This is a genomic window from Ewingella americana ATCC 33852, assembly GCF_000735345.1.
GTDB classification, from domain to species: domain Bacteria; phylum Pseudomonadota; class Gammaproteobacteria; order Enterobacterales; family Enterobacteriaceae; genus Ewingella; species Ewingella americana.
The window spans coordinates 1-12168 of the sequence record NZ_JMPJ01000048.1 but is presented as its reverse complement, the minus strand read 5'-3'; the positions used below and the strand labels follow the sequence as shown (position 1 = coordinate 12168).

The window sequence follows — 12168 nt, the reverse complement described above, 5'->3', positions numbered from 1 at the left end:
CAAATTCGAGTTTGTTAAGGGGGGATGGAAAGGTTCGGTGTAAATGCCAGTAAGTCGCGTTCAGAAGTGACGCCGAGGGAGTGGTTCGAGACCTATGGCTCGAAACCCGAACTGAGGGAACCGCCTAAGCGGCGGCACTTCGCGACGAACACTGTGGCTGCTGAAACATGTCCATTCCGACCCTGCGCAGCCTCGATCTTCCCGCAGCAGAAAAACGCAGGATTCCAAAGGGTTTCGTTTAAAACCCTTTGGGCCAGTTTGCGTGGCAACGCAAGGTTTTGACCTTAAGGCCGGTGTGGCGGCAGCGCACGACCTTGACCTTAAGGCTAATTTGCGTGGCGCAAGATTTTAGCAGTGTGGGCGGCGAGCCCACGGTTTTGACCTTAAGGCCGGTGTGGCGGCAGCGCACGGTCTTGACCTTAAGGCCATTGTGGGCGGCGAGCCCACAGTCTTGACCTAAAAGTTTCCTGTAGTTTCCAAAACTACAAAACATTCGGACATGACTCCCCCTTCGCCAACTGATCCACATTCAACAATGTTGTCTCCGAAATACTGGTCAGCGCGTCGCTGGTCAGGAAGGCTTGGTGCCCGGTGAACAACACGTTGTGACAGGATGAGAGGCGGCGGAACACGTCGTCGAGCACCACTTCGTTGGAGTTGTCCTCGAAGAACAGGTCGCGCTCATTCTCATACACGTCCATACCCAGCGCGCCGATTTTCTGATTCTTCAGCGCGTCGATGGCGGCGCTGGCGTCGAGCAGTGCGCCTCGGCTGGTGTTCACGATCATCACGCCGTCTTTCATCTTGGCGAATGACGTGGCGTTCAGCAGATGGTGGTTTTCTGGGGTTAACGGGCAGTGCAGGGAGATAACGTCTGACTGGGCGTACAACGTATCGAGATCCACATACTCGGCTCCCAGCTCTAGCGCTAATGGGCTTGGGTAAGGGTCGTAAGCCAGAATATGCATGCCGAAACCTTTCAAAATACGCATGGCGGCGACGCCGATTTTGCCGGTGCCGATGATCCCCGCCGTGCGCTGATGCATATTAAAACCAATCAACCCTTCCAGAGAGAAATTCGCCTCGCGGGTGCGCTGATAGGCGCGGTGAATGTGGCGGTTAAGACACATCATCATCCCCACGGCGTGCTCGGCCACGGCTTCTGGTGAATAGGCCGGAACGCGCACTACTGAAATTCCCAGCTCTTTTGCGGCGGCCAAATCCACATTATTGAAACCGGCGCAGCGCAGGGCCAGTGTCTTAATGCCCAGCGACTTTAGCTCCTGCAACACTTCGCGGCTGCCGTCGTCATTGACGAAGATACAGACGGCGTCGGCACCGATGGCTGTTTTTGCCGTCTGCGGGGTCAGCAGGAAATCAAAAAACTCCAGCTCAAATCCATAATGCTGGTTTACCAGTTCGAGGTATTTACGGTCGTAATTCTTCGTGCTGTAAACGGCGAGTTTCATCCTATTTCTCCACGATAAGTTGTTATGCTAATTATGGTATCTTATAGCGGTTTCGTGAAAAACAAGGCATATCATGAGGAAAGGACTGAGATATTTTGCACTGGTGTGTCTGGGAACCGTGCTTACCTTGCTGTTTTTGGCCGTGGTGTTATGGAAAACTGTACCTCGCTGGTTGCCTCAGGTTGCCCAACATTGGCTTCCGGCAGGGACCAGTTTGCGCCTTTCCGCGTCACCGAGCTGGTCCAATGGTACGCTTTCGCTGCCGGGAATGCGCTATATGGCGGGGGATTGCGAACTGGCGCAGGCGACCAATGCGCGTCTTAGCCATGCCAGTGGCCGTTGGGCGCTCGAGGCCGATAGCCTGAATGTCGATACCCTGTGTCTGAGCAACCTGCCGAAAAGCGCCGATAGCCAACCTCTTTCATTAGCTGATATCCAGCAGAGCCTGCCAGCGGGCAATGTGATCATTCACCGTCTGGTGGTGACGCCGTGGCAGCGCTACGCCGGTGAACTGCGTCTCGACAATCAGGGGGCGACTCAGCACCTGACGCTACAGGGCGAAGATCTCAATCTCGACGCCACGCTCGACAATCAGCAGCTCGCGATTAACTCTCTGCGCCTGACTCCGCCGGGCAGCCAGCAGCCAGTCTCTCTGAGCGGCAAATTAACCCTGCCTGCCACCCTTAACCAACTACCGCAAACCGGCGAACTGCGCGCCGAAATGCAAACCGCGCAGGTGCCGAATCCACTGGATATTTCGCTGCAATGGCAGCAAACCTCGGGCGTGCTTACGGTTGCCGAAAAGGGTAGTCAACAACCTCTGGCGACCCTGCCGTGGACCCTTCACGGTAAGAACTTGCAGATTGCTCAGGGGCAGTGGCACTGGCCTTATGCCGCGCAGCCGCTCTCCGGCGGAGTGAACCTGACGCTTAGCGACTGGGCGGATACCTTCGACCAGACCCAGCTCGCGGCGCGTCTTAACGTGCTGACGCAGGGGCATAACGGTAAAGCCAACGTGGTGCTGACTATGGGGCCGGGCAAGGTTGGGCTGCTGGATAGCGATTTGGCCTTCCAGCTAACAGGTCAGGCTAACTTAATGTCGACCTCGCTGAGTGCGTCACTGCCCGGCACGCTGAGTGGTTCGATGCTCAACCCGACGCTGGCGCTGCGCAGTGGCGCTCTGCTGCGCGCGTGGGGCAAACCCGCGCCTGAGCTGATGTTACAAGACGCTCGCTGGCCGCTGGCGGGTGTGAAAGTCTCTGCTGAAGGGGTGAGTGGGCCACTTCAGGCGATAGTCAAAGCCCGTGATACCTATTGGGGCACCTTCGATCTGCACCTTGATGGCAAGGCCGAGAATTTTTGGCCGGATCAGGGGCTGTGGAATTTCAAATACTGGGGTAATGGTAAGCTGCCGCCGCTGGCCGGGCGCTGGGATATGTCCGGTAAGGGGAATTGGAATAACAACCTGATCACCCTGACGTCGCTCTCGACCGGCTTCAACAAACTGCATTATGGTTTGATCAACGTTGATGCGCCGCGCCTGACGCTGGATAAACCTCTGACTTGGCGACGCCCGGTGCCAGATCGCTTCAAAAACCAGTTACCGGATTTACCGCCGCAGTTTATCGGCGACATCAAACTGGTGGCGAAGAAGATTGCGCTGGATAACGGCGGCTATCTGCCACCGAGCGAGCTGATGTTGCACCTTAATGGCAGCGACCCGCAGAGTTTCACCATGAAGGGGACGCTAGACGCCGACCCGATTGGGCCGATTAAGCTCAATGGCCGCTGGGATGGCGAACGCCTGCGCGGCGAAGCCTGGTGGCCGAAACAGCAGTTGGCGGTGTTCCAGTCGCTGCTTACCCCGGAGCTGAATATTCGTCTGCGCGACGGCTCTTTCTATGCGCAGGCTGCTTTCTCTATGGCGCGCGGGCAAGGGTTTATCGGCGGCGGACACTGGGTGGTGAAAGACGGTGGCATGTGGCTGCCGGACGGCGACGTCAGCGGGATGGACTTCAGCCTCTCGTATCGGCTGAAAAATCAGATTTGGACGCTGGGTGTCAAACAGCCGGTGATGCTGCGCGTGCGCGAGGTCAATAACCTCGTCAAGCTGGAGAACATTACTGCCGACCTGCAAGGGACTTATCCGTGGTCGGAGAGTACCCCGCTAACGCTGAGTAATCTCGGCGTGGATACCCTGCGCGGGCATATCAGCATGTCGGCGCTGCGCATGCCGCAGCACGACGCGGCGGTGCTTAAGCTGCAAAAAATCAATCTCAGCGAGCTGTTCACCGCGCTGAAACCCAAACAGTTGGCGATGTCCGGTAACATCAACGGCGAGCTTCCTCTCTACGTTAATGACCCACACTGGATAGTGCGCGATGGCTGGATCCAAAACGACGGTTGGTTGACGCTGCGCCTCGACCAACAGTTTGCTGATGCCATGGCGGCGGGCAATCTGGCTAACCGGCTGGTGATTGAGTGGATCCGCTATATGGAGATCCGCGAGATGATTGCTAAGGTGAATCTGGATAACCTCGGCGAGCTGACCATGAAATCCCACGTTACCGGAGCTAATACCTCGGGTAAGCAGGACAGAGAAGTGAACCTGAATTACACCCATCAGGAAAACATTTATCAGCTGTGGCGCAGTTTGCGCTTTGGCGACAACTTGCAAGAATGGTTGCAACAGGAGATCTCGCTGCCAGCGAACTCTCTGTCTCACCAACCGGATGCACCCTCTAAGGATAAGAATTTGAGGACTTTACCATGAAGCCGTCTATCGCTTACCGAACCACGCTCTGCACGGCGACCGCTCTGGCCGTCGTGATGCTCAACGGCTGCGTGCCGCGCATTGAACTTTCTGCGCCGAAAGAGCCGATCACCATCAATATGAACGTCAAGATTGAGCATGAGATCCACATCAAGGTGGATAAAGACGTTGAAAACTTGCTGAAAAATCAGAGTGACTTGTTCTAAATTGGCGCGGCTGGCAGGCCTGTGTGGAGAGTGGATATGCGTGCATTAACCTTCAAAAGCTTCAAAACCACCACGGTGAAAAAGTCCGCGCTGCTGGTGCTGGTTTCATCCTTGCTGTTTAGCAGCACCGCCTTTGCCCTGACGCTGGAAGAAGCCAAGCAGCAGGGGCGAGTTGGCGAAACCCTGTCGGGCTATCTGGCGCCGGTTAAGCAAGATGCTGAAACGCTGGCGCTGGTTAAACGGATTAATCAGGGTCGGGAAGAGCAATATAAGCAAGTGGCGGAGAACAATCAGGTAACCACCGGCGACGTGGCGAAGCTGGCGGGGCAGAAGCTGGTGGCGCGTGCAGGATCAGGTGAGTATGTGCGTGGTATTAACGGCCAGTGGCTGCAAAAATAGGTAAAAAAAAAGCGCGCTTTTCAGCGCGCAATGGTGTTATCACAACATCATCAGGAGAGGGGTTTAACAACCGATTCTGAGGGGAATTGACCCTTCCCGATTGTGATAATACTTGGCAGTCTTAAGCTGCGGCGACTTGCTTGATAGCAGCGTCGATAGCTTCTTTCGCAGCGGCCTGTGCTTTGGTCGCCACTTCTGGACCGTAAGCAATACCTTCAGCGAAGATGAATTCTACGTCGCTCATACCCAGGAAACCAAGGAACAGAGACAGGTAAGGAGCAACCAGATCGCTGCCGGTGTCTTTATGGATGCCACCACGGCTGGTCAGCACGATAACTTTTTTACCTTTAACCAGACCTTCTGGGCCTTTCTCAGTGTACTTGAAGGTCACGCCAGCACGAGCAACCAGGTCAAAGTAGTTTTTCAACTGAGTAGGGATGTTGAAATTGTACATTGGTGCCGCGATAACAATCACGTCATGAGCTTGCAGCTCTTCAATCAGGGTATTTGACAGCGCCAGCGCTTCTTCCTGACGTGGAGTCAATGGAGCGTCAGAAGGGCGCAGAGCACCAACTAACTCACCATCCAGAACCGGGATTGGGTCAGCAGCCAGATCACGCACGGTAACTTGTGAACCGCTGTGGGCAGCCTGATATTGTGCTACGAAGTAATCAGACAGTTGGTTAGACTGAGAGAAGTTCGCCAGAATGCTTGATTTCAGAACCAGTACTTTGCTCATGGATAAATCCTTAACTGAGTGCGTTGCAAGGGCCGTTGCCCCGGAATGAAAGTTACTTTATTCACAAAACTTATTCAGTGATAGCGTAATATTTCGAGTGCTATGTTCAATATTACTGAATGAGTTCTCTTGAGCGCTAAATTCACCCCGCTTTCAGCATCTTCAATAGCTTGTGGTAACATATTAGCAACTAGGCATAGGTTAATCCGCTGCTACTTCCAACACTAAACCTTTCAAACTCAGCCGATACTGTGGTTTATCCTCGGGTCGTCTGACGAGCAACAAGGAATGCCGAACGTGAAATCTCCGCTCGCGGCACTGTCAGCGCAACTAGACGGGCTGATGCTTCGTGACCGCCAACGCCTGCAACGACGCTTGCACGGCGCTAAAGCGCTATTTAATAAAGCGCAGGACGACCCGAAAGCGGTCGAAGGTATTACCCAAGAGATTGAAAACGCTATCGCCCAGAGCCTGCAAAAAGTCAGCGCGCGCGAAGCTTCAAGACCTAAAATCAGCTACCCGGACAACTTGCCGGTTAGCCAAAAGAAAGACGATATTTTCAACGCCATTCGCGACCACCAAGTGGTGATTGTGGCGGGGGAAACCGGTTCCGGTAAAACCACGCAGATCCCGAAAATCTGTATGGAGCTGGGGCGCGGCATTAAAGGCGTGATTGGCCATACTCAGCCAAGGCGTCTGGCAGCCAGAACCGTGGCCAACCGTATTGCCGATGAGCTGGAAACCTCGCTGGGCGGCACCGTCGGTTATAAAGTGCGTTTCAACGACCAAGTGGGTGACAACACGCTGGTTAAGCTGATGACCGACGGTATTCTGCTGGCGGAGATCCAACAGGATCGCATGCTGATGCAGTACGACACGCTGATCATCGATGAAGCCCACGAACGCAGCCTGAATATCGACTTTATCCTTGGCTATCTGCGCCAGCTGCTGCCGAAACGCCCAGACTTAAAAGTCATTATTACCTCGGCGACCATCGACCCTCAGCGCTTCTCGAAGCATTTTAATAATGCGCCGATTATTGAAGTCTCAGGTCGTACCTATCCGGTGGACGTGCGCTATCGCCCAGTGGTGGATGACGCGGAAGACACCGACCGCGACCAGCTTCAGGCGATTTTTGATGCCGTGGACGAGCTTGGCCGCGAAAGTGCCGGGGATATCCTGATCTTCATGAGCGGCGAGCGCGAGATCCGCGACACTGCCGACGCGCTGAACAAGCTGGATCTGCCGCATACCGAAATCCTGCCTTTATATGCCCGGCTGTCCAATAGCGAGCAGAACCGCGTGTTCCAGTCTCATGCCGGTCGCCGCATCGTGCTAGCTACCAACGTGGCGGAAACCTCGCTGACCGTGCCGGGGATTAAATACGTTATCGACCCAGGTACGGCGCGTATTAGCCGCTATAGCTTCCGTACTAAGGTGCAGCGCCTGCCTATCGAGCCGATTTCACAGGCTTCGGCGAATCAGCGTAAAGGCCGCTGCGGACGTGTCTCCGAAGGTATCTGTATTCGTCTCTATTCCGAGCAAGACTTCCTGTCGCGCCCGGAGTTTACCGATCCGGAAATTCTGCGTACCAACCTTGCCTCGGTCATTCTGCAAATGACCTCTTTGGGGCTGGGCGACATCGCCGCGTTTCCTTTTGTGGAAGCGCCGGATAAACGTAATATTCAGGACGGCGTGCGCCTGCTGGAAGAGCTGGGTGCGATCAATAACGCGCAAGACGGGCGTTATACCCTGACTCAGTCCGGCCGCCAGCTTGCCCAGCTGCCGGTTGACCCGCGTCTGGCGCGCATGGTGCTGGAAGCGCGTAAAGACAGCTGTATGCGCGAAGTGATGATCATTACCGCCGCGCTGTCGATTCAGGACCCGCGCGAACGCCCGATGGACAAGAAGCAGGCATCCGACGAGAAACATCGCCGCTTTGCCGACAAAGACTCCGACTTCTTGGCCTTTGTGAATCTGTGGGACTACCTGAAAGAGCAGCAAAAAGAGCTCTCTTCGGCCCAGTTCCGCAAAATGTGCCGCAGTGACTACCTCAACTACCTGCGGGTGCGTGAATGGCAGGATATCTACACTCAGCTGCGCCAAGTGGTGAAAGAGCTGGGCCTGCCGGTGAATAGCGAACCTGCCGATTATCGCAGCGTTCACTGCGCCTTGCTGACCGGGCTGCTGTCGCATATCGGCATGAAAGATGCGGATAAACAAGAGTATACCGGCGCGCGCAATGCTCGGTTTGCCGTCTTTCCCGGCTCCGGCTTATTCAAAAAGCCGCCGAAATGGGTGATGGTCGCCGAGCTGGTGGAAACCAGCCGCCTGTGGGGACGTATCGCCGCGCGCATCGAGCCTGAATGGATTGAGCCGCTGGCCAAGCATCTGGTGAAGAGCAGCTTCAGCGAACCGCACTGGGAGAAAGCACAGGGCGCGGTGATCGCCTCTGAGAAAGTCACATTGTTCGGCCTGCCTATTGTCGCGGCGCGTAAAGTGAATTACGGCAGCATTGACCCGGTGCTCTCCCGCGAGCTGTTTATCCGCCATGCGCTGGTGGAAGGTGACTGGCAGACGCGTCACGCGTTTTTCCGCGCCAACCTCAAGCTGCGCGGCGAAGTGGAAGAGCTGGAGCACAAGTCACGCCGCCGCGATATTTTGGTCGACGACGAGACGCTGTTCCTGTTCTACGAGCAGCGTATTGGTCAGGAAGTGGTGTCGTCTCGTCACTTTGATAGCTGGTGGAAGACCCAGCCCGCCGACAGCCTGAACTTCGAAAAGAGCATGTTGATCAAAGAGGGCGCGGGCAACATCAGCGCTCACGACTACCCGAACTTCTGGCATCAGGGCAACATCAAGCTGCGCGTGACTTACCAGTTTGAGCCGGGTACCGACGCCGACGGCGTGACGGTGCATATCCCGCTACCGCTGCTCAACCAGATTGACGAGCAGGGCTTCGACTGGCAGATCCCCGGCATTCGCCGCGAGCTGATTATGGCTCTGATTAAGTCACTGCCGAAGCCGATTCGCCGCAACTTCGTGCCAGCACCTAACTACGCCGACGCGCTGCTGGGCCGCCTCAAGCCTTTCGAGCAGCCGCTGTTAGACGCCATGGAGCGCGAATTGCGTAAAATGAGTGGAGTGACAGTGTCACGAGATGATTGGCAGCTGGAGCAGGTTCCAGACCATCTCAAAATGACTTTCCGTATTTTGGATGACAAAAACAAAACCCTGCGCGAAGGCAAAGACCTTACGGCGCTGAAATCCGGCTTGAAAGAGCAGGTGCAGCAGACGCTGTCTGCCGTGGCCGATGACGGCATTGAGCAAAGCGATCTGCACGTCTGGAGCTTCGGCACGCTACCCGAGCGCTACGAGCAGAAGCGCGGTGGCTACGAAGTCAAAGCTTATCCGGCGCTGGTCGATACCAAAGACAGCATCGCGATTCGCCTGTTTGACAGCGAGCTGGAGCAACAGCAGGCGATGTGGGCGGGCGTGCGCCGCTTACTGCTGCTTAATATTCCATCTCCTATCAAGTACTTGCATGAGAAGCTGCCGAACAAAGCCAAGCTGGGGCTGTACTTCAACCCTTATGGCAAAGTGCTGGATTTGATCGACGACTGTATCTCTTGCGGCATTGATAAGTTGATTGCCGAAAGTGGCGGTCTGGTGTGGAAAGAGGAAGAGTTTGCCCGTCTTCACGAGCACGTTCGCGCCAATCTGAATGAGGCCGTGGTGCAAATTGCCGTGCAGGTGGAGCAGATCCTGACGGCGGTATTCAATATCAACAAACGCCTCAAAGGCCGAATTGATATGACTATGGCGCTGGCGCTGTCTGATATTAAGAGCCAAATGTCAGGGTTGATCTACCGTGGGTTTGTTACACAGAACGGCTGGAAACGCCTGCCAGGTACGCTACGCTATCTCAACGCGATTGAAAAACGGATGGACAAGCTGGCGATGGATCCTCATCGCGACCGCGCCCAGATGTTGAAGGTCGAACACGTCGAGAAGCTGTGGCAGCAGTGGCTGAACAAATTGCCACCGGCTCGCCAACAGAGCGAAGAAGTCAAAGAAGTTCGCTGGATGATTGAGGAGCTGCGCGTGAGCTATTTCGCCCAGCAGTTGGGCACGCCGTACCCGATTTCAGACAAGCGTATTTTGCAAACCATGGAACAGTTAGTCACCGGTTGATTGAGGAGTGAGAATGGCAACGTTATTCGTTTATGGCACTTTAGGCCCCGGCCGCCCAAACGCCCACGTACTGGAGGGGATTGGCGGCAGTTGGCAAGAAGGGCACGTAGGGGGAACCCTGCTGCACAAAGGCTGGGGGGCTGAAATGGGCTTTCCGGGGATTGTGCTTGATGACAGCGGCAACCGGGTAAATGGTTTTGTCTTCAGCTCTGAAAAGCTCGCCGAAAACTGGCAGATTCTGGATGATTTCGAAGGCGAGGGCTACGAGCGCGTGCCGGTTGAAGTGACAACCACCGACGGCAGCACGGTGACTTCCTGCATATATATGTTGAAAGCTGACGCCTAACTCGCCGCAGCACCAATAAAAAAACCTAAGCCACTCAATGTGACTTAGGTTTTTTTTTGCTGCTTTGTCAGTAGCTTATTGCGCGGCTGGCATGGCGCTCACGGCACCTGAAGAGAGCTTGTTCAGCGCATCGCGAATTGCCGGAACCGCCAGTGCGCGGTTGTCCGCTAAATAGCGGTCCTGCGCCGCCGGGGCCGAGCTTTGAATACCAATCAGCGCCCATTTATCGCCGGTTTTCAGCAGCAGCGGAGAGCCGCTGTCGCCGGGCAGGGTGTCACAACGGTGCGACAGCACACCGGGCTGCGCCCAGCCGGTGATCAGGCAGTTTTCATGGCTGTACAAATCATCCAGATGATCTTCCGGATAGCCCGCCTGCGTTATCTTACGGCCATTCTGCTTCAGCGCGGCGGTAAGCTGGTCACGGGTGCCTTCCCACAGCGGCAGCGGGGTGATAGGCAGCGAGATATTTTCATCCGTCAGTCGCACCAGCGCGAAGTCAAACGCGGCGGCCTTCGACGGCACAATCCAGCCTTCGCCATCGGCTTTCAATTTCTTGCCTAACTTAGGATCAACCAGCGTTTCTAAGGCCGTAACCTGATAACGCCACTTCTGCTTGTGCGAAATAAAACGCAGCGCCACGACTTTATCAATCTTACCCGGAGGAGCCAGCACGCAGTGCCCGGCGGTTAACACCAGATGTTTAGAGATAAGCGTCGCAGTACAGAGATTGCCGCTTTCAGTTTCAATCTGCCCGATGGCTTGCCACGGCCAGTCGCTGGTGTTGGCGACGGCAATGCGATGATCGTGACCAAAGAACAGGGCAGTCTTTTCTTTCAAACTAATGGTTGGTGCATCGGAATCTGAATCGGGTTCAGGTACGTCCGCATGAACAGAGGAAATGGTGCAACAAAAAAGGCTCAAAACTAAAGGTAACGCGATGCGCATAACATTCTGACCTTGAAAGCAGGGAAATCCCTTGAATCGTATATTATGGAGTGATTATAGACGCTTGCAACTGGCGGTGTGATCACCGGAGGGATTTTATTCAGGTGAAATCACAAGTAGAAGAACAGGGTAATTAAACCGCACAGTATCAGTGCGCTAAGGGTGATTTCGAACAGGTATCGGCGCAGCATCTTCCATCAATACCTCAATCTAAAAAACTGGAGAAAAAAACACCCGGCGAACCGGGTGTTAATATTCAGTCTTACTCTAAGGGAGTGGAACCACTCACCAAAAGTCTTACTTATTTAGCAGCTGGAGCAGCTTTCTTAGCGTGTTTCACGTGTTTTTTAGCAGCCTGAGCTTTCTGAGCTGGAGCAGCTTTCTTAGCGTGTTTCACGTGTTTTTTAGCAGCTTGAGCTTTCTGAGCTGGAGCAGCTTTCTTAGCGTGTTTTACGTGCTTTTTAGCAGCTTGCGCTTTCTGTGCTGGAGCGGCTTTCTTAGCTTTTTTGTGTTTCTTAGCAGCTTGCGCTTTCTGAGCAGCTTTCTTGTGTGCTTTCTTATGCTTTACAGCGTGCTTAGTTGGTGCTTTTGCAGCTGGAGCAGCAGCCGCTGGAGCAGCGGTAGTTGCAGCTGGAGCAGCAGCAGGAGCTGGTGCAGCAGTAGTGTCAGCAGCGAAAGCTACAGAAGACAGACCCATTGCAGCGGCAACAACCAGAGCTAATACTTTTTTCATCTTAAATTCCTCAGAATGTTCGTTTATATGTCCACCCCACTGCGGGGCCGGTAGGAGAATAGTAGGCGCGGCGGTCAGCTTTGTAAGTGAGTGATTGGTGTCGGCGTGTAACGCTTTGTACAAACTAAATCCAATAACAAAATCAATTTGTTACGAGGATTTCGTCAACTTATGTACATAGAAAACCCTGCATTTAGTTACAACATACAATGTTGTTTGTGTACTTGAACACTCTGCAACACCGCAAATCGTTGAGAAATCGTGGGATCTGGAAGATTTATTGAGAGGATTCTTAGCAGGTGGGGAGGTTTTTGCGCCCTCTCCTTTTTAAGGAGAGGGCCGGGGTGAGGTTTGCCGAATGGGG

At 54.5% G+C, this 12168-nt stretch carries 10 protein-coding genes; 5 read left to right on the top strand and 5 right to left on the bottom strand.

Translation table 11 applies throughout. From position 1 onward, the window contains the following. Positions 1-482: 482 nt before the first annotated feature. Positions 483-1469, bottom strand: coding sequence for a 2-hydroxyacid dehydrogenase (locus GEAM_RS08590; protein WP_034790575.1), 987 nt, complete (start codon positions 1467-1469; stop codon positions 483-485). 73 nt (positions 1470-1542) lie between these two features. Here GEAM_RS08590 and GEAM_RS08585 point away from each other — a divergent pair, with 73 nt between their 5' ends. Genes GEAM_RS08585 through GEAM_RS08575 form a run of 3 tightly spaced genes read left to right on the top strand, consistent with a single transcriptional unit; the run spans position 1543 to position 4847 of the window. Beyond that, the gene (locus tag GEAM_RS08585) at positions 1543-4242 is read left to right on the top strand and encodes a YdbH family protein (protein ID WP_034790572.1); all 2700 of its coding nucleotides are present in this window, start codon (positions 1543-1545) and stop codon (positions 4240-4242) included. Then, positions 4239-4448 (top strand): YnbE family lipoprotein, encoded by a 210-nt coding sequence (locus tag GEAM_RS08580; RefSeq protein WP_051899457.1) that lies wholly within the window; start codon positions 4239-4241, stop codon positions 4446-4448. Before GEAM_RS08585 ends, GEAM_RS08580 begins: the two co-directional genes overlap by 4 nt. 36 nt (positions 4449-4484) lie before the next feature. Continuing rightward, on the top strand, positions 4485-4847 hold the full coding sequence (locus GEAM_RS08575; protein ID WP_051899456.1) for a YdbL family probable chaperone protein: 363 nt from the start codon (positions 4485-4487) through the stop codon (positions 4845-4847). Between the two features lie 121 nt (positions 4848-4968). Here GEAM_RS08575 and GEAM_RS08570 read toward each other — a convergent pair whose 3' ends face one another. Next, positions 4969-5586, bottom strand: coding sequence for an FMN-dependent NADH-azoreductase (locus GEAM_RS08570; protein WP_034790569.1), 618 nt, complete (start codon positions 5584-5586; stop codon positions 4969-4971). Between the two features lie 297 nt (positions 5587-5883). Between GEAM_RS08570 and hrpA the strand changes: the two genes are divergently transcribed. Both hrpA and GEAM_RS08560 read left to right on the top strand, forming a co-directional pair. Beyond that, positions 5884-9780 (top strand): ATP-dependent RNA helicase HrpA, encoded by a 3897-nt coding sequence (gene hrpA / locus GEAM_RS08565; RefSeq protein WP_147283378.1) that lies wholly within the window; start codon positions 5884-5886, stop codon positions 9778-9780. A 13-nt stretch (positions 9781-9793) separates the two neighbouring features. Next, positions 9794-10126: a gamma-glutamylcyclotransferase family protein gene (locus GEAM_RS08560; RefSeq protein WP_034790563.1), complete on the top strand. Its 333-nt coding sequence runs from the start codon at positions 9794-9796 to the stop codon at positions 10124-10126. 75 nt (positions 10127-10201) lie between these two features. On the opposite strand, the gene GEAM_RS08555 is transcribed toward GEAM_RS08560, so the two are convergent. The 3 genes from GEAM_RS08555 to asr form a co-directional block, all read right to left on the bottom strand. Continuing rightward, positions 10202-11071: a trypsin-like serine peptidase gene (locus GEAM_RS08555; protein WP_034790561.1), complete on the bottom strand. Its 870-nt coding sequence runs from the start codon at positions 11069-11071 to the stop codon at positions 10202-10204. A 110-nt stretch (positions 11072-11181) separates the two neighbouring features. After that, positions 11182-11262 (bottom strand): small membrane protein YdgU, encoded by an 81-nt coding sequence (gene ydgU, locus GEAM_RS23590; RefSeq protein WP_456867294.1) that lies wholly within the window; start codon positions 11260-11262, stop codon positions 11182-11184. A gap of 110 nt (positions 11263-11372) precedes the next feature. Further along, positions 11373-11804 carry an acid resistance repetitive basic protein Asr gene (asr, locus tag GEAM_RS08550; RefSeq protein WP_034790559.1) on the bottom strand — a complete coding sequence of 144 codons (432 nt, stop codon included), beginning with the start codon at positions 11802-11804 and terminating at the stop codon, positions 11373-11375. Positions 11805-12168 lie beyond the last annotated feature (364 nt).

Bases quoted from the DNA above. Each gene is read 5' to 3' on its own strand.
- GEAM_RS08590 (WP_034790575.1), bottom strand. From the start codon at position 1,469: ATGAAACTCGCCGTTTACAGCACGAAGAATTACGACCGTAAATACCTC.
- GEAM_RS08585 (WP_034790572.1), top strand. From the start codon at position 1,543: ATGAGGAAAGGACTGAGATATTTTGCACTGGTGTGTCTGGGAACCGTG.
- GEAM_RS08580 (WP_051899457.1), top strand. From the start codon at position 4,239: ATGAAGCCGTCTATCGCTTACCGAACCACGCTCTGCACGGCGACCGCT.
- GEAM_RS08575 (WP_051899456.1), top strand. From the start codon at position 4,485: ATGCGTGCATTAACCTTCAAAAGCTTCAAAACCACCACGGTGAAAAAG.
- GEAM_RS08570 (WP_034790569.1), bottom strand. From the start codon at position 5,586: ATGAGCAAAGTACTGGTTCTGAAATCAAGCATTCTGGCGAACTTCTCT.
- GEAM_RS08560 (WP_034790563.1), top strand. From the start codon at position 9,794: ATGGCAACGTTATTCGTTTATGGCACTTTAGGCCCCGGCCGCCCAAAC.
- GEAM_RS08555 (WP_034790561.1), bottom strand. From the start codon at position 11,071: ATGCGCATCGCGTTACCTTTAGTTTTGAGCCTTTTTTGTTGCACCATT.
- ydgU (WP_456867294.1), bottom strand. From the start codon at position 11,262: ATGCTGCGCCGATACCTGTTCGAAATCACCCTTAGCGCACTGATACTG.
- asr (WP_034790559.1), bottom strand. From the start codon at position 11,804: ATGAAAAAAGTATTAGCTCTGGTTGTTGCCGCTGCAATGGGTCTGTCT.